The organism is Bacillus sp. 2D03 (genome assembly GCF_003946765.1).
GTDB lineage: Bacteria > Bacillota > Bacilli > Bacillales > Bacillaceae_G > Bacillus_A > Bacillus_A cereus.
The window spans coordinates 191,676-209,973 of the sequence record NZ_RPSJ01000011.1 but is presented as its reverse complement, the minus strand read 5'-3'; the positions used below and the strand labels follow the sequence as shown (position 1 = coordinate 209,973).

The window sequence follows — 18,298 nt, the reverse complement described above, 5'->3', positions numbered from 1 at the left end:
TTCGCTCAACTTGCATGTATTAGGCACGCCGCCAGCGTTCATCCTGAGCCAGGATCAAACTCTCCAATAAAGTTAGTTTGTCTAGCATCTAAAATAAAAATTGACGTTTCACGTTGTTTGTTTCGTTCAGTTTTCAAAGAACTACTTAGTCGCTCATTCGCGACTTCCTTATGTTAACATCTTCATTTTTCAATGTCAACTAAGTTTTTTATTTCTTTTTTGTCATTTTCTGCGTTTCCGCATCAGCGACGGTTATTAATATATCATGCAGTATATACATGGTCAATACTTTTTATAAAAAAATTTCACATCCCGTTAAAAACTTAAAAACCGCTGTAAAAATCATTATAGCGTCCATTCATTCTTCATGGCTCCCCTCCTATTCATTTCATATCTTATCCCTTTATCAATTTACGCGAGAGTGAAAATTCTAAATTTTATGTTATATTATTAGTATAGGAGCGTGGTGAGAATGAGCATTAAGTATTCAAACAAAATCAATAAAATCCGGACCTTTGCATTAAGTTTAGTATTTATCGGCCTCTTCATTGCATACTTAGGTGTCTTTTTCCGCGAAAACATTATTATTATGACAACGTTTATGATGGTTGGCTTTTTAAGTGTTATCGCTAGCACTGTCGTTTACTTTTGGATTGGTATGTTATCTACTAAGACTATCCAAATTATTTGCCCAAGCTGTGATAAGCCAACAAAAATGCTCGGCCGTGTCGATGCATGTATGCACTGCAATCAACCTTTAACACTAGATCGAGATCTAGAAGGAAAAGAATTTGATGAAAAGTATAATAAGAAGAGTTATAAATCATAAGTATCAAGGGAAATACGAATTTGCAACACTACAAATGTTTCAACTCATTAAAAAGTTGATTTCTTAAAAAATCAACTTTTTAATTGTTTTATTAAATTTATTACACCTATTTTTTCGAAATAACAGTAAACATCCCTGTCATATTAGGCGAATAATCTTTAAAATCATATTTTTCGTAGAATGATGTTTTACCTTGCGACGCAAACAAACCAATGAATGCTTTATCTGGAGCATTCTGATTTAAGTATTCTACTAAAGTATTCATTATTTTCTTTCCAATACCATTCTTTTGATACTCTGGATGAACCACTATATCTTGAATATAGAAATAGATAGCCCCATCACCAACAATTCTCCCCATGCCGATGATTTGATTATTATCCTTGACTGTTATACAGTAAATCGAATTTTGAAGTGATATTTCCGCCACCTCAAAGTTCATATAGTTAGTCCATCCCACAGAATCACATAAATATTTATATTCTTCCAATGTTGGAATGTTATTTTTAATCTCATATTTCTTCAAAATGTCCCCTCCCAGAATTCATTTCCACCAATACAAAGTAAATTCGACAAACTTTTATCTAACCCTTCTTACTAACTTAGCACTGTAAATCCCGATTAGCCTCACTCTAATCCTTATATAATAAAGAAAGAGGCTGACGTATAGCCGTCAGCCTCTTTCTTTATTATATATTACGCCTTATGACACTCTGGACAAACGCCATAAATTTCTAAGCGATGACTATTGATAACGAAGCCTGTCGTTTTCGCAGCTTCCTCTTCCAGCTTTTCCAAGCCTCCATAAGGAAAATCAACAATCTTACCACATTTTTCGCAAATCACATGATAATGTTGACTTGTAACATAATCAAATCTACTTGAAGCGTCTCCATAAGTTAATTCCTTTACAAGTCCAACCTCTTTAAACACACGTAAGTTATTATAGACAGTTGCAACACTCATATTTGGAAACTTACCTTCTAATGCTTTATAAATATCATCCGCTGTTGGGTGCGTCATTGATTCCACAAGGTACTCTAAAATAGCATGACGCTGTGGAGTAATGCGTACACCCGTATTTTTCAGCATTTCTAGCGCTTCTTTTAATTCTTCTTTGACCACCGTCATGCACCCCGATTCTATACGGATTATTATTTTATAATTCTTATAAAGAGTGTACTCCTTTTCTTATAAATCGTCAATATTTCTACTATAAGTATGTAGTTTATTTTTATATTCAGGACTTGTTTTTATGTATCTTTCCCTTTTTTCTTCATATATTCCATAGAAAAAAGTGCGACATAATCGCACTTGGAATACTATCATCTGAGGAGGTATGCCCTACACTTCCACTTTATGTAAGGGAGTAAAATATGTATAGACACTTGCCTTGTTTCTGCATATTTTATCTCCAATGTAGATTTATTTTATATAAGAAAGAACATCCTCAATATGTCCTTTCACTTTCACTTTACGCCACTCTTTTACAAGTTCACCGTCTTTATTAATAAGGAATGTAGAACGCTCGATTCCCATATACTCTTTCCCAAAGTTCTTTTTTAACTTCCAAACATCGTATAACTCTGCTACTTTATGATCTTCATCTACTAAAAGTGTAAATGGCAATTCATGTTTCTCAATGAATTTCAAATGTCTATTCGCTGAATCAGGACTTACTCCAAGAATAACCGTATCCTTCTCTTGAAATACTCCATACGCATCACGAAAATCACATGCTTCAGTTGTACATCCTGGCGTCATATCTTTCGGATAAAAATAGAGAACTACATTTTTACCGCGGAAATCAGCTAGGCGAACTTCTTCTCCGTTACTTCCCTCTAATGTGAATTCTGGTGCCATTTCTCCTACTGTAATCATAGTTATCACTCCTACTCTTTTCCTTTACTATAACAAATGCTTCCTTATTTTTCATTGTCTATTACAGACCTCATCACAAAAGCAAAAGGGAGTGTATATCCAATTAGCGCTTCTGCGATTGCAATCCATCGCCCAATTCCAATCGGAGATATGTCACCATATCCAACAGACAATAAAGTAACTGCGCTAAAATATAAACAAACTTCGACGAGTTGAAAAGAATGAGCGTTCAAACTTTCTCCGTCCTCTTTCAAAACTGCGAAACCCATTTCCTCTAATACAACGTAACTTAATCCAAATGCGATTAGTACTGTTGTATAGATTAAAAATAATGTGGCCAAATTATAGAGCGAAAAAAAACGCGTTGAATCCGAATAGGAACTCCATAATAATTGGACACTTTTCAAAATAGCGATTGCTGCAATTAATAGAATAAATCCCCATAACATGTCCTCCACCTCATTTTATATGTATGAGGTGGAGAACTGATTTATCCCTTAGAAACGAACAAGCTTCTATAATTAATTACCCGCGCCACGATACCTTTTTACCCCTTGGTTCCAGAGGGTGATTGCAATCGTAAAACAGATAACACCAACAATTGGCGTCGCAAATGCATAACTATTCCATTCTGTTTTTCTTAAAAAGTATGCCGCTGGATATACTCCAACAAATGCAAACGGTAAAACAAACGTTAAAATGAAACGAATTACACGATTATAAATATTAACAGGATAGCGCCCGTAATTACCTATGTTATACATAAGAGGCATAATTGAACTTTTCGCATCCGACCAAAAACCAAGGCTCGCCAACGTAACAAATATCCCTCCATATACAAGTGCTCCTCCTCCTACCATCAATATAAATAAGAAGAAATCATACCAGTAAAAAGATAATTGTAACTCCACAGCTGCATATCCCATTACAACAATCCCTGTAATAGCTCCAATTAAAGATTCAAGTTCCATTCTTTCTAATATAATTTGAAATAGGCTATGGATCGGTCGCGTTAATACACGATCCATCTCCCCTTTAATAATGTATCGATCATTAAAATCCCATATATTAAAGAAAGCTGAAAAGATGGCAAATGGCACTAAAAAGAAACCATAAATAAAGATTACCTCTTCTCGACTCCATCCCTTCAATGCTTGTGTATGCCCAAATACAACGAGAATAAATATTAAATTAACTGCTTGAAGCGATAAATCAGAAAGTAAACCAACGATAAAATCGCCTCGATACTCCAATTTCGTTTTTATATATTGACTTGCATATTGTAAAAATAAGTTTATATATAGCATCTCATCATCCCCCTTGTACAATTAGACGTTTTCTCGCCGTTCTCCACATGAGTACAATTGGAATAATAAGTACAATCGCCCAAATCACTTGAAATACTAAAGCCTCATACAACTTACTCCCCTGTATACCTTCAGAAAAAATCATACTTGGAATATAACTAATAGCCTGAAATGGTAAAAACATCATTGCTTTTTGGGCCCATAACGGATAAAAACTAATTGGTAATAATAGACCTGAAAATAAATCAATAACAACGCGTTTTGCATACATAATCCCACTATTATTAAATAGGAAAAACGTAAGCATTCCCGTCATTAAATTAATTTGTGTATTAATAATAAAGCTAAATATTAAAGATAAGAAGAAATATAACCAAGTTTGAAAATTCGTTGTAATTTGCAACGAAAATAATAACGTAACGATAACCATGCCTGGAATGGAAAAGAAGGCAAAACGGAATATTCCCTCGCCAAGACCTTGCATAACTTTCATTCCCAAATAGTTATACGGACGAATTAATTCTACAGCCACACGTCCTTCTTGAATCTCCATCGCAATTTCCCTATCTATATTATTAAAATAGAAGGCACGTGCCATCCACGCGATTGCGATATACGTGGTCATTTGCGAAATAGATAAACTTTCAATATTCTCTTTTCCGCTATAAATTGCTTGCCATAAAAAATAGTAAGCACCGATATTAATCGTATAAATTAAAATCCCGCTATAGTAATTTGTACGATACGCAAGCATCATTAAAAAGCGAATTCGAATCATTTCAATATACTTACCCATGCGTAATACCTTCTTCATAAATGTTACGAATAATTTCCTCTGTAGACACTTCGTTAATTTTTAAATCTTTAATTTGAAATGCTTGTACTACTTTAGAAATAAGCATTGAAATAATAACTTCTTCATTCGGAATTTTTGCAACCCATGCATTTTCCTCTTTCGCTTTCGACCAAACGACATGATTATCTGGCATAACCATTGATAAATCCTGATAGGAAACTGGTGCAACAAACTGAAAGTGAATTTCCTTCTCTGCTCCCCACTGCGTACGAAGATTACTTAAAGAACCGTCATACATAATATTCCCTTCATCCAGCATGATAACGCGCTCACATAAAGCTTCAATATCAGTAATATCGTGTGTTGTTAATAAAATTGTTGTTTTATAACGTTCATTCATTTCTTTTAAAAATTCACGTATTTTCAATTTCACAAGTACATCTAACCCAATTGTTGGCTCATCTAAAAATAATAACGGTGGATTATGAATTAAGGCTGCCGCTAATTCACAACGCATCCTTTGACCAAGAGATAATTTTCGAACTGGTTTATCTAATAAAGGCCCTATATCTAACGTTTCAATTACGTGCTCCATATGCTCCTTATACTGAGCGTCTGATACACCGTACACTTTCTTTAATAAACGAAACGATTCTTGTACTGCAATATCCCACCAAAGTTGCGAACGCTGTCCAAAAACAACACCAATTGTTCTTACAAATTCTTCTCTTTGTTTATGTGGGTTCATTCCATTTACTGTGATTTGCCCTGATGTCGGAGTTAAAATCCCCGTAAGCATTTTAATTGTTGTTGATTTACCAGCACCATTCTCACCGATATAACCAACCATTTCACCTTGCTTTACAGTAAAAGATACATCATTTACTGCTGGTACTATTTTATAATTACGATTTAATAAATCGCGAAATGCACCCTTTAAGCCCGGACGACTTGAATAGGCTGTAAACTCTTTACGTAACCCTTGTACCTCAATTACCGATTTCATAATCGGACCCCCCTCCTAAATGTCACAACGAATAGTTTACCCAACTGCCTGCGCTATCACAAACAATACGTCTTTTCGAAAAACATGTTAGAATAATACATAGATTTTTGTAAGGAGATGAATTGTAGTGAAATTCACAAAGTCAGAAGCATTACATAAAGAAGCTTTAGAGCATATCGTTGGCGGTGTTAATAGTCCTTCTCGTTCTTTTAAAGCAGTTGGCGGCGGCGCTCCTGTTGCTATGGAACGTGGGAAAGGCGCTTATTTCTGGGATGTAGACGGAAATAAATATATCGATTATTTAGCAGCATACGGTCCTATTATTACTGGACATGCTCATCCGCATATAACAAAAGCAATTACAACAGCTGCTGAAAATGGGGTACTTTATGGAACACCAACAGCGCTAGAGGTAAAATTCGCAAAAATGTTAAAAGAAGCAATGCCTGCATTAGATAAAGTCCGTTTCGTAAACTCTGGTACAGAAGCAGTGATGACAACGATTCGTGTTGCTCGTGCTTATACAGGTCGCACAAAAATCATGAAATTCGCTGGTTGTTACCACGGTCATTCTGATTTAGTACTTGTGGCAGCTGGATCTGGTCCTTCTACTTTAGGAACTCCTGACTCAGCTGGCGTACCACAAAGTATTGCACAAGAAGTTATTACCGTTCCATTTAATAATGTAGAAACTTTAAAAGAGGCTTTAGATAAATGGGGTCATGAAGTAGCAGCTATCCTTGTAGAACCAATCGTTGGAAACTTCGGTATTGTAGAGCCTAAACCAGGATTCCTTGAAAAAGTGAATGAACTTGTTCACGAAGCTGGCGCACTAGTAATTTATGATGAAGTTATTACTGCTTTCCGCTTTATGTACGGTGGTGCTCAAGACTTACTTGGTGTGACACCTGACTTAACAGCGCTTGGTAAAGTTATTGGCGGCGGCTTACCAATCGGTGCTTACGGTGGTAAGAAAGAAATTATGGAACAAGTTGCTCCGCTTGGACCTGCATACCAAGCTGGTACAATGGCAGGAAACCCTGCTTCTATGGCATCAGGTATCGCTTGTCTAGAAGTACTTCAACAAGCAGGGCTTTATGAGAAATTAGATGAACTTGGTGCAATGCTTGAAAAAGGAATTTTAGAGCAAGCAGCGAAACATAATATCGACATTACATTAAACCGTCTAAAAGGGGCTTTAACTGTATACTTCACAACAAACACAATTGAAGATTACGATGCCGCACAAGATACAGACGGTGAAATGTTCGGTAAATTCTTCAAGCTTATGCTTCAAGAAGGAGTTAACTTAGCACCTTCTAAATACGAGGCATGGTTCTTAACTACAGAACATACAAAAGAAGATATTGAATATACAATCGAAGCTGTCGGCAGAGCATTTGCTGCCCTAGCAGACAATAAATAATCCCGTCATTAAAAGGAAAAAAGAAAGCTCACCTTTCTTTTTTCCTTTTTTCTATTTCATAAATTCCGTATTAATAGTATAATTATTCATAATTATCTGTTTTATATTCTTTTACAGCATTACTATCTCTGTGTACAAGGTGATTCGCACCTTAAATAGTAAGATTATTCTAACTTTTACAAGAGGGGGGATTGACGGATGCTCAATAAAAAAAATACATGGACACCGTCTTTATTTCGAGATTATAGAAATGCAGAACATGATGCGTGTGGAATCGTTTCCGTTATGGAGAAACGAAAAATTGCTACAAAAGAAAACATTGACCTTTGCATACAATCACTCGTCAAAATGAATCATAGAGCTGGTTTCATTAATGGCGAGGGCGATGGCATCGGCATTCACATTGATGTACCAAAAACGCTTTGGAATGAAAAACTAAAAAGTAGCGGATATAATCCAACGATTGTGGATCATCCCCACTTTATCGTTGGACATTTTTTTCTAAATAAAAAAGAAGACATTACTGCCTTAAAAGATTATATTCGTACAAAGTTAAACAACAAAAACTTTACTATCATTTTCGAAAGTGATGATGTAACAAACTCAGATGCGCTCGGTCCACTTGGTAAACAAGAAGAACCTTTATTTTGGCAAGTTGCCCTTATCGCAGAAAACGAAATTACAAATATTGAGCAAACATTATTTTCTGTCACAATAAAAATAGAGGAAAACGAAGCAATTCATGTTGCTTCATTAAGTCGTGATCATGTTGTATATAAAGTTCTAGGTGCTGGTGATACGCTTGTTGCCTACTATAATGATTTACAACATCCGCTTATCGCTTCAACTATGACATTAGGACATAACCGCTACTCTACTAATACATTATCTAATTTTTTTCGTGTACAACCATTTAGCATTCTCGGACATAATGGTGAAATTAACACAATTGCGAAATTACGCGATCAAGCCGAAATGATTGATGTACCACTTACTGCAGGAGGCAGTGACTCTAAAGATTTAAACCGCACCTTAGAAACCCTACTTGTTCAATACAACTACAGCTTATTTGAAGCAATGGAAATTCTATTCCCACCAATTATTAATGAAATTAAACTTTATGAAACACCTTTACAAGATTTATATACGTATATACGTGAAGCATGGGGACATTTTGCCCAAGGACCAGCTGGCATCATTTCCCGTTTTAAAGATGAAGCTGTTTTCAGCGTTGATTCCCTTGGATTACGCCCAGTATGGAAAGTAGAGACAGAGAGCTCTTATATTTTCTCTTCTGAACCTGGAGTTGTATCACCAACTAAATATGTAGCAGAACCAAAACCACTCGCTCCTGGAGAAAAAGTCGGATTAAAATGGAATGAACAAGATGAACTTGTTCTTTATGAATATGACAAATATCAAATCCAAGTATATAACCGTTTTAAAAAGCGAATTGATACTACCAATTACCATTTAAATTTATCTATCCCTGAAACGAAAAAAATCCAAGGGCTATGTGATTCTGTTCAAGTTGAAACGAAACAATACGTCGCTTTCGGATGGGACCGAGAACATATTCAACTTCTTGAACAGATGGCAACAAAAGGCGTTGAGCCAATACGCTCACTTGGGCATGACTCACCACTTGCCGCATTTGATACTGATAGACGAAATATCGCTGACTTTATTAAAGAAAGTGTAGCTGTTGTTACAAACCCTGCAATTGACCGTGACCGTGAAATTGAACACTTCTCTACACGTACTGTACTTGGAGAGCGTCCAAGTTTATTAAGCGGCGCAAAACGGCCATTTGTAGTTGAAATGCTTTCACCAATTATTTTAGAAGGAAGCGTGGCACAACCTATTGCAGAGGAATTACACACAATTACGTACGAACAACTCATAGAGCTATTTAAAACTCATAACTCTATCGCCACAATCTCTGCTACATTCAGCTCGTCAGAAACTCTACAATGTGCATTAAGCCGCATTAGTTCTGAAGCGATAGCTGCTGTTAACAATGGTGCTTCCCTACTAGTATTAGATGACGCAAAAGCCCATCTAAATGAGCGATTGTGGATTGATCCACATTTAGTTACTGCTAAAGTACATCAAGCATTAAGTGAAAATAAATTACGCCGCAATTGTTCTCTCGTTATACGTTCTGGTGCCCTTCGCTCCTTACATGACATTGTCACGCTATATGGATTAGGAGCAGATGGTATTAATCCATATTTATTATTCGCGACTGTAAATGACGGAACAAAAACACCAATTACGAATCTGTATAATGCACTTAATAAAGGATTAGAAAAAGTCATTTCAACAATTGGAATTCATGAGTTACGTGGTTACGGACGTCTCTATTCATCTATTGGGTTACATGAAGAAATCGCAAATATATTACAGATTACAAATTTCTTCGGTTCAAATGATTTAGCTTTTTCACTTGAATCACTTACTGAAGATGCAAAAATGCGAGCGGATGATTATAACAATCCTAAAATTAGAATGCGAAAATCATTTCATATATTCCCGCGAATTTGGAAAGCAATCGGCGATGTTGCAAAAGGAAATTCTTATGATGATTACCGTGACAAGTTAAGTGAACTAGAAGAGAATAATCCCATCGCAATCAGACACCTTGTTCAAACGAAACAAACAAAACATGTCGTTCCAACTGAAGAAGTATCTATCGGCATTAAAAACCATGATTTTCCATTTATTATTAGTTCTATGTCATTTGGTTCTCAAAACGAAATTGCCTTTCGCGCATATGCAGAAGCGGCCGATCAGCTAAATATGATTAGCTTGAACGGTGAAGGCGGCGAAATTAAAGATATGATTGGAAAATATCCACATACACGTGGACAACAAGTGGCATCTGGGCGATTTGGAGTAAATGCCGAACTACTAAACTCATCGAACTTAATTGAAATCAAAATCGGTCAAGGCGCAAAGCCTGGGGAAGGTGGGCATTTACCTGGTTCAAAAGTAACAGCCAAAATCGCTGAAGCACGTAATGCGACAATTGGCTCAGATTTAATTTCACCTTCTAATAACCATGATATTTATTCAATTGAAGATTTAGCTCAAATGATTACGGAAATTAAAACAGCTAATCAACTTGCCAAAGTAGCCGTGAAAGTCCCTGTCGTTCCTAATATCGGAACAATTGCTGTCGGTATCGCCAAAGCTGGTGCTGATTTTATTAACATTAGCGGATTCGATGGCGGAACAGGTGCTGCACGTATTCACGCCTTGCAACATGTAGGTCTTCCTGTAGAAATTGGTGTTAAAGCCGCTCACAACGCTTTATTAGAAGCGAGCATGAGACATAAAGTAGAGATTTGGGCAGATGGTGGTATTCGAAGTGTAAATGATGCCTTGAAAATCATGCTTCTCGGAGCAAACCGTATTGGATTTGGCACACTATCAATGATTGCAATCGGCTGCACTACTTGCCGTGGGTGTCATCTAGATACTTGCCATGTCGGAATTGCGACACAAATCGAGTCTGAAGCTCAAGCAAAGGAACATGGGTTACGCCGCTTCGTCCCACGCGAATTAGAAAGCGCAGTTACTGGCCTGCTAAATTTATTCACCTCTTTCGGTATAGAACTAAAACGATTAACAGGACAGCTTGGGTGTACAAATTTACAAGCAATTGTTGGGCGTTCTGATTTATTAGAGCAAGTTCGAGGCGAAAATTTATTAAACTTACGTAATTTATTACAAATAATAGAACATCCATCTGTTACAACAACAGATGGTGTACCAGAAAAACAATTTAAGACAGTTCATTCCGCTGACTCAAAAGAATTAGTAGGCGTTGGTGTAGAGCAACGAGTTATGGGTGGTCTAGAATCATGTTATCGCGTTCGCAGTAAACTATATGAAGCTACTCAACTTGAACCACTTACATTAAAGTATACGAATGGTTCTATTCCCGGAAATGGGTTAGGCGCTTACAATAGTGAAAATTTATTTATACACGTAAATGGCGGCGCACAAGATGGCATTGGTAAAACTTCCTTTGGTGGTGGGATTTATATAACGAAATCAAAAGGAAAAGACGGAGTATATTATAACGGTTCTGTCGGAAAAGGATTTGGATATGGTGCACAAAAAGGGGCACTATACGTGCAAGGGAACGCTGATGCTCGCGCTGGCATTCGCCTTTCTGGGGCAGACATGATAATTGGAGGTAGAATAACAAAACCACTCCGTGAAAAAGAGCAAGGAAATATAGGGGCATACTCCAATATTAAAGGTTTTGCTTTTGAATATATGACAAATGGGCGAGCGCTTGTTTTAGGTGACCCTGGTCCATGGATTTGCGCTGGCATGACTGGCGGTGTTGTTTATTTGCGTCATGATTCAAACTTAGGCCTAACAGAACAGGCCTTAAAAAGAAGAATTGCAAAAGGGGCAAATGTTACATTACAACCAATTAGTAAAAATGGTTTGAAAGATGTAACTGAATTATTGCTAGACTATATTCGTGTACTAAACGAACATGAGCAATATGAGGAAGTTGCTTTATTAACAGCATTATTAGATGATATACAGAACCAGTTTTTTGAGATTATCCCGAAAAAAGAACAGGCAGACCCATCTATCTCAACAGAGTAAAATGAGTAATTTTCATTATTAAGAAAAAATTGACGAAGTACGCTTCTCATAGTAATCTATAATAACAATTTGAGACCTGCTGAAATTCAGCAGGTTTTTTTACTAAAAACTGATGTTTAAAAGGAATTAGGAAAAATTATAAAGTGAAACTTTAATTAGCCTACACCAATCGAGCGTTTACCGGCATCTAGCTTCTGATTTTTGAGGCAGTAATCTTACTACTCACAATTAGCGGGATAAAATGAAGACTAATTTCTTTTAACGTCACTAAAATATCACTTGCTAACATATTGTAATGAATGTATAGTATCATGTTGTACATTCATTATGACAAGAGAAAGGATCTTATTAAGGGTATGAAACTTGGTGCTCGCATTTTAAAAACGGGTATTGCCATCACGTTAGCTTTATTTGCTTGTATTTTACTTCAATTACCGAGTCCGGTATTTGCGGGAATTTCAGCTATCTTTGCTGTTCAACCGTCTGTATACCGTTCTTATTTAACAGCACTTGAACAAATTCAAGCAAATGTAATTGGTGCGATATTTGCTATCGCATTTGCTACTGCTTTTGGACATAATCCTTTTATTATTGGATTAACATGTATATTAGTAATTGCTCTTACATTACAATTACGATTAGAAAACACAATATCAATTGCTTTAGTAACAGTTATCGCCATTATGGAGTATCAAGGCGAAGATTTCTTTAGTTTTGCCTTACTTCGATTTGCGACGATTATGATTGGTATTATTGCGGCTTCACTTGTAAATTTAGTATTTATGCCGCCAAAATATGAAACAAAACTTTATCATCGTATCGTTGATAATACAGAAGAAATTGTAAAATGGATTCGAATGAATAGCAGGCAGGCTTCTGATTTTACAACGCTAAAAACTGATATTGATCGTATGAAAGAAAAAATGATCAAACTAAATCATTACTATTTGCTGTATAAAGAAGAAAGAAGCTATACGAAAAAAGTAAAGTTCGCAAAAATTCGTAAGCTCGTTTTATTCAGACAAATGTTAGCGACAACAAGCCGTGCTTTAAGTACGTTAAAATCATTACACCGTACTGAAAATGAACTGCGCTATATGCCAGAAGAATTTCAGGAATCTATCCAAAACGAACTTGACTCATTAACGCATTATCATGAACAAGTTTTATTAAAATTTATTGGTAAAGCAAAAAAACAACAATCAGTTGAAATGCTTGATGAAGTTGAAACAGGTAAACAAGAATTAATTGATATCTTTATGGAATATCAAAATAAAGACGATGAAGAAGCATATAAAACATGGTTACATCTCTTTCCTCTTATTTCTTCCATCATTAACTATAGTGAAGAAGTAGAGCATTTAGATTTGCTTGTAGATAGCTTCTACACATATCATAAACCAGAAAAAGAACTCCAAATCGATGATAAAAAAGAAGACGAATAAAAAAACAGCTCCTTTTATGCTAAAGGAGCTGTTTCTGTTATATGTTGAAGTTGATATAAATTGTAATAAAATCCTCTTTTTCGCATTAACTCTTCATGAGAACCAGTCTCTTTAATCTCACCGTCTTCAATGTAAATAATCGTATCAACATGCGTAATCGTCGCTAATCGATGTGCGATTATAATCGTTGTCCGGTCAGCAGCTAACGTCTGAAGCGCCTCTTGAATATACCTTTCATTTTCTAAATCTAATGCTGAAGTTGCTTCATCTAATATAAGTACCGACGGATTCTTTAGAAACACTCGTGCAATTGCCACGCGTTGTCTTTGCCCGCCTGATAGCTTCACACCACGTTCTCCAACGACAGTATTATAACCATCTGGTAAGTCTATAATAAAATCATGAATTTGCGCAGCTTTGGCAGCTGCAATCACTTCTTTCTCTGTAGCTTTCGGATTTCCATATAAAATATTAGCTCCAATTGTATCGCTAAACAATAAATTATCCTGCAGTACAATTCCAATATGACTACGCAAATTTCTCATATTGTACTTTCTTACATCTATGCCATCTACATAAACCGCGCCTTCAGAAACATCATAGAAACGCGGGATCAAACTAGCAAGAGATGACTTTCCTCCCCCACTCGCTCCTACAAGCGCTACTTTCTCTCCAGGCTGCATAGTTAATGACAAGTTGTGTAATATCTCTTTTTCATCTGCATTATAACGAAAAGAAACATTGTCAAATACAATTTCTCCATTTAATTTTTTCGTTTGTACCGCATTTGGTACATTAACAATATCGTATTTTTCATCTAACAGTTCAAACACACGGTCCATCGATGCAAAAGATTGTGTTAATGTTGTAGATGAATTAACAAGGCGGCGAAGCGGACTATATAAACTATCCATATATCCAACAAAAGCTACCATCGTTCCTAGCGTTAACTGCCCTTGAATTACTTCATATGCTGCAAAACCAATCACAAGTAACGGACCTAAATCGGTTAACGTATTTACTGCCGAAAATGTTCTTGCCGTCCAACTTGTATGGGTTAATGCTTTCGTTAAAAATTCATTATTTCTTTTTTCAAACTGCTTCCCCTCATACTCTTCTAACGCAAAGCTACGTGTCACTTGCATTCCTTGAATACGTTCATGCAAATACCCTTGCATCGTCGCTAACGCTTGTGAACGCTCTTTCGTCAATTTCCGAAGACGTCCGAAAAAATATTTCACTGCAATTACATAAATAGGTAAAATCAATAACGCAACAAATGTTAATTTTATATTCATAGAAAACATAACAATGATAGCAATAGCAATTGTTGCAGTATCTAACCAGACGTTCATCAAACCAGTAATTACAAAATCCTTCGTTTGTTCTACATCATGGATGACACGCGAAATAATCTCCCCTGTTTTTGTATTGGAGTAATAACGTAAACTTAACTTTTGTAAGTGACCGAAAATATGCTTCCGCAAATCATACAGTATTGTATTTGCGATACGTTGGGCGAAATATTGACGATAATATTCAATCGGTGGTCTTAATACCGCAAAAATAAAAAAAGCAATTCCAATCGCTGTTATTAATTGAGATGTTTTATCTTGAAGTGAGCCCGCGCCTTGAATTACATCATCGATAATATACTTTAATAACCACGGCATAATAAGTGGGATACCGAACTTAACTAGTCCAATAATAATTGTAATAGCAATAAGCCATCGATATGGTTTAACAAATTGTAAATATCTTTTTATGCCTTGCACATAATCCCCCCTCTAATAGGACAAACCTGCCGGGAAGCCCCCTGCAGGTTTGTTTTAATTTCTGTACATTAAATATCGTTCATACCACATATCTACGAAATCTGGTGCAAATGGACCTTTTCTTTGATGAATCCACTGTGTTAAATGTGCTACATTTCGTTTTAAAATTGTATCAATAACAGGTGGATACTGCATAATTTGACTATGTTTTTCATACTCATCTTCATCTAGAAGCGTATATGTCATATCTGGATATACTTTAATATCTAAATCATAATCAATATACTTTAATGCTTCAGGATCATACGCAAAAGGTGAGCTTAAATTACAATAATAATATACGCCATCTTCCCTAAGCATCCCAATCACATTAAACCAATAGTTGGCATGAAAATAACAAATTGCTGGTTCACGAGTAATCCATGTTCGGCCATCCGATTCTGTAACTACTGTACGATCATTCGCTCCGATTACAAGACTCTGTGTCCCTTTTAAAATTGTTGTTTCTTCCCACATTCTATGAATGGAGCCATTATGTTTATAACTATGTATTTGTACTTTTTCTCCTTCTTTGGGAAATCCCATATATGCTCCCTTCTTTCAACTGCAAATGCCCTTTGAACGGCATTCACTTTTTTTCTATTATAACTTTTTTGTCGAAATTTTAAAACTAAAGGAATAAGACTCTATTTTTCAAACTGAATATGCAGGAGGTTTATCGTTGAATACTATGCCCCAACTCTTCTTAAGAGATAGGGATTGTACTGCATTATTTATAAGCGAGGACATGTAATAGAAAAAGCCCTTCTCTATTTCCATACAAAGAAGGACTTTTCACCTGAAGATAACAATATATCTTACCCTAAATTTGAAATCATTTTTTCAGTTGCAAAAGATTGAATTACACTATTCGTTTGTTCTTCAAATTTCTCATGTAACATCTTCAAAGCTACTTCTGTTCTATATATTTCCTGGCGGATAAAATGCAGTTCTTTTTTATCGCACGTATCTTTTTCATTCATTTCGATTTGTTGATACTTCTCTAGATGTGCTTGTAACTTTAGCAACTCATCCATCGTCTCTAATTGCTCCCCTACCAACTTATCAAAATCGTTCATTACTTACCCCCTTTTGGACTTATTCATCAGTTATTATTCCTAATTACATAATTCTAATTGTTAACTTCCTTCTCCTTTGACTACATTTGTTGACTTATTAGAAGTTATGTCGTTCGCTTTCTTTTCATTACAACGATCCACGCAAAAAGAAAACACTTCTCCCGAATTAGAGAAGTGTTTTTCTTTCATTACTGATTTGAGCTAGAAGATTGTGATTGTTTTGCAGCTGACTTAGCATTTTGTTTTTTCACAGCATGCACGTCTGTTTCAGTTGCAAATTCTGTACCATAACTAGCGTTTGCACTTTGTGCACCAGAAGCTTGTGCTTTCTTTGCTTCTGATTGTGCGTTTGCTTGTTTTACTGCTTGTACATTTGTTTCAGTCGCAAACTCTGTACCATAACTAGCATTTGTACTTTGAATGCTAGCACCAGAAGTTGCCTTGTTATAACCTTGTTGTTTTTTACTCATCTTTCTCACCTCCACAATCAATAATGTAACCAATTCACTTAGAAGCTATCCGTAATTTTCTTTTGAATAATTTCCGCATATATCTTTTGTTACTTATTCAAACTATAAGAAATGGAGGTGGAAATATGTATATAGGACGCGATATGACTGAACTAACGATGATTTCAAAAAATGAATGGAAAGAAGATGAATTAGCTTATTTTCATCACTCACTACAACAGGTTCTGCCTTATTTAAATGTAGAAGGGCAAAGTATTTACAAAGAAATTGTAGTAGAAATCGAATCAAGAGGCGGCTTACAAGAAGGTGAAGCTAGTTGGACTCATGGGACAAAAATTTCTTACGATTAAAAAAGTGTTCCCTAGATTGGGAACACTTTTTTATTTATTGCATTGTAATTTTCTCCACACAATTTTCATAAATAGTACGGTGTGATTTTGAGAAAGGTAATTGCTCAAATACCTCTTTTGATACAAATTTTAATGTATCTGTATCAACAATATTACCTGTTACTTTTCCGTAAAATACAAATATATCCCAAGTACGATGTGTAAACGTATGTTGTACATTCATTGCGTATTCATCAATAAAAACCTCGAGCTCAAATTTTTCTTTCATATAATCTATAAGCTGTTCCTTCTGATTTCGAATACTTTCTCCAAGTTCCACATTCGGAAACTCCCACATGTTAGCTAACAAACCTGTACTTGGACGTTTATTAATAACGTAACGACCGTCTTCAGTTTGAAGTACACCTGCAACAATAGGTACCATTTTAGGAGCTTTCGCTTTACTTTTTACTGGTAATTCTTTTTGAACACCTTCAGCATACCCTCTGCAATGTTCACGTACAGGACAAAGTAAGCATGCTGGATTTTTCGGAATACAAATTAGTGCACCTAATTCCATCAAACCTTGATTAAAATAAGATGGATTTTCAATCGAAATAATTTCACGCACAATCTCTTCAAAAACTTTTCGAGTCTTTGGTTTTGCAATATCATCCCATACTGATAAAATACGAGATAATACACGCATAACATTTCCATCAACTGCCGGCTCTGGTATACCATATGCGATACTTAAAATAGCACCTTTTGTATATGGTCCGACTCCTTTTAACTTTTCAATTTTCTTTACATCACTTGGTACAACTCCGCCGTATACTTCTTTTACCTCTTTTACTGCCGCATGTAAATTACGTGCTCTAGAATAATATCCTAAACCTTCCCATGCTTTTAATACTTCTTCATCATCTGCGTTCGCTAACGCTTCAAGTGTAGGAAACTTCCCCATAAAATTTGCGTAATATGGTTTTACAGCTTCTACTCTTGTTTGCTGTAACATAATTTCAGAAACCCAAACGCGGTATGGATCTTTATTCTTTCTCCATGGTAAGTCGCGCTGTTCTTCTTCAAACCAACCAATTAAATCATTTTGAAACTGCTCTATATTAAAATTGTTTAGTATTTCAAGTGTCAAACTTGATCCCCCTCATTTTTTTGCATATAAGTACTATTATAAAGATTTTAGGAAAAAATTTAAGTAAGATGATACAGGAAATAGAAGGCAAAGGACTTGAGGTATCGAATAAAAAGAGTTACATTAAT

17 protein-coding genes and 1 rRNA gene are annotated in these 18,298 nt (G+C 35.7%); 5 read left to right on the top strand and 13 right to left on the bottom strand.

What is annotated here, in order from left to right; genetic code table 11:
* A 16S ribosomal RNA gene (locus tag EBQ15_RS23220) occupies positions 1–70 on the bottom strand; the annotation flags it as partial.
* 402 nt (positions 71–472) lie between these two features.
* Between EBQ15_RS23220 and EBQ15_RS23215 the strand changes: the two genes are divergently transcribed.
* Positions 473–829, top strand: coding sequence for a YgzB family protein (locus tag EBQ15_RS23215; protein WP_000025066.1), 357 nt, complete (start codon positions 473–475; stop codon positions 827–829).
* 106 nt (positions 830–935) lie between these two features.
* Here EBQ15_RS23215 and EBQ15_RS23210 read toward each other — a convergent pair whose 3' ends face one another.
* The 7 genes from EBQ15_RS23210 to EBQ15_RS23180 all read right to left on the bottom strand — a co-directional run bounded on the left by EBQ15_RS23210 (position 936) and on the right by EBQ15_RS23180 (position 5,819).
* On the bottom strand, positions 936–1,355 hold the full coding sequence (locus EBQ15_RS23210) for a GNAT family N-acetyltransferase (protein ID WP_000759738.1): 420 nt from the start codon (positions 1,353–1,355) through the stop codon (positions 936–938).
* Positions 1,356–1,525: 170 nt separating this feature from the next.
* Positions 1,526–1,954: a peroxide-responsive transcriptional repressor PerR gene (gene perR, locus EBQ15_RS23205; RefSeq protein WP_000237829.1), complete on the bottom strand. Its 429-nt coding sequence runs from the start codon at positions 1,952–1,954 to the stop codon at positions 1,526–1,528.
* 300 nt (positions 1,955–2,254) lie between these two features.
* Entirely contained in the window at positions 2,255–2,710 is a 456-nt protein-coding gene (gene bcp, locus EBQ15_RS23200) for a thioredoxin-dependent thiol peroxidase (protein WP_000633710.1), read from the bottom strand.
* A gap of 44 nt (positions 2,711–2,754) precedes the next feature.
* The gene (locus EBQ15_RS23195) at positions 2,755–3,159 is read right to left on the bottom strand and encodes a potassium channel family protein (protein WP_000964343.1); all 405 of its coding nucleotides are present in this window, start codon (positions 3,157–3,159) and stop codon (positions 2,755–2,757) included.
* A 72-nt stretch (positions 3,160–3,231) separates the two neighbouring features.
* Positions 3,232–4,017, bottom strand: coding sequence for an ABC transporter permease (locus tag EBQ15_RS23190; protein ID WP_000965773.1), 786 nt, complete (start codon positions 4,015–4,017; stop codon positions 3,232–3,234).
* A 4-nt stretch (positions 4,018–4,021) separates the two neighbouring features.
* The gene (locus tag EBQ15_RS23185; protein WP_000521519.1) at positions 4,022–4,813 is read right to left on the bottom strand and encodes an ABC transporter permease; all 792 of its coding nucleotides are present in this window, start codon (positions 4,811–4,813) and stop codon (positions 4,022–4,024) included.
* Positions 4,806–5,819 carry an ABC transporter ATP-binding protein gene (locus EBQ15_RS23180; protein ID WP_000843659.1) on the bottom strand — a complete coding sequence of 338 codons (1,014 nt, stop codon included), beginning with the start codon at positions 5,817–5,819 and terminating at the stop codon, positions 4,806–4,808. The genes EBQ15_RS23185 and EBQ15_RS23180 overlap by 8 nt, the downstream gene beginning before the upstream one ends.
* Positions 5,820–5,946: 127 nt before the next feature.
* On the opposite strand from EBQ15_RS23180, the gene hemL reads away from it, so the two are divergent.
* The 3 genes from hemL to EBQ15_RS23165 all read left to right on the top strand — a co-directional run bounded on the left by hemL (position 5,947) and on the right by EBQ15_RS23165 (position 13,325).
* Complete coding sequence (gene hemL, locus EBQ15_RS23175) at positions 5,947–7,245, top strand: glutamate-1-semialdehyde-2,1-aminomutase (RefSeq protein ID WP_000673236.1); 1,299 nt, start codon at positions 5,947–5,949, stop codon at positions 7,243–7,245.
* Positions 7,246–7,443: 198 nt separating this feature from the next.
* Entirely contained in the window at positions 7,444–11,880 is a 4,437-nt protein-coding gene (locus EBQ15_RS23170; protein ID WP_000932770.1) for a glutamate synthase-related protein, read from the top strand.
* Between the two features lie 356 nt (positions 11,881–12,236).
* Complete coding sequence (locus EBQ15_RS23165; protein WP_000765787.1) at positions 12,237–13,325, top strand: aromatic acid exporter family protein; 1,089 nt, start codon at positions 12,237–12,239, stop codon at positions 13,323–13,325.
* A gap of 14 nt (positions 13,326–13,339) precedes the next feature.
* Here the strand turns inward: EBQ15_RS23165 and EBQ15_RS23160 are convergent, their stop codons facing one another.
* The 4 genes from EBQ15_RS23160 to EBQ15_RS23145 all read right to left on the bottom strand — a co-directional run bounded on the left by EBQ15_RS23160 (position 13,340) and on the right by EBQ15_RS23145 (position 16,688).
* A complete protein-coding gene (locus EBQ15_RS23160) occupies positions 13,340–15,100 on the bottom strand; it encodes an ABC transporter ATP-binding protein (RefSeq protein WP_001161595.1) in 1,761 nt (586 codons plus the stop codon).
* A gap of 54 nt (positions 15,101–15,154) precedes the next feature.
* Positions 15,155–15,685 (bottom strand): nucleoside tri-diphosphate phosphatase, encoded by a 531-nt coding sequence (ntdP, locus tag EBQ15_RS23155; protein WP_000506624.1) that lies wholly within the window; start codon positions 15,683–15,685, stop codon positions 15,155–15,157.
* 272 nt (positions 15,686–15,957) lie between these two features.
* Positions 15,958–16,218: a YgaB family protein gene (locus EBQ15_RS23150; protein WP_000997575.1), complete on the bottom strand. Its 261-nt coding sequence runs from the start codon at positions 16,216–16,218 to the stop codon at positions 15,958–15,960.
* 188 nt (positions 16,219–16,406) lie between these two features.
* Entirely contained in the window at positions 16,407–16,688 is a 282-nt protein-coding gene (locus EBQ15_RS23145; protein WP_000039035.1) for a gamma-type small acid-soluble spore protein, read from the bottom strand.
* Between the two features lie 125 nt (positions 16,689–16,813).
* Here EBQ15_RS23145 and EBQ15_RS23140 point away from each other — a divergent pair, with 125 nt between their 5' ends.
* Entirely contained in the window at positions 16,814–17,038 is a 225-nt protein-coding gene (locus EBQ15_RS23140; protein ID WP_000275436.1) for a hypothetical protein, read from the top strand.
* Positions 17,039–17,072: 34 nt separating this feature from the next.
* Here EBQ15_RS23140 and mutY read toward each other — a convergent pair whose 3' ends face one another.
* Complete coding sequence (gene mutY, locus EBQ15_RS23135) at positions 17,073–18,170, bottom strand: A/G-specific adenine glycosylase (protein ID WP_000171390.1); 1,098 nt, start codon at positions 18,168–18,170, stop codon at positions 17,073–17,075.
* Positions 18,171–18,298 lie beyond the last annotated feature (128 nt).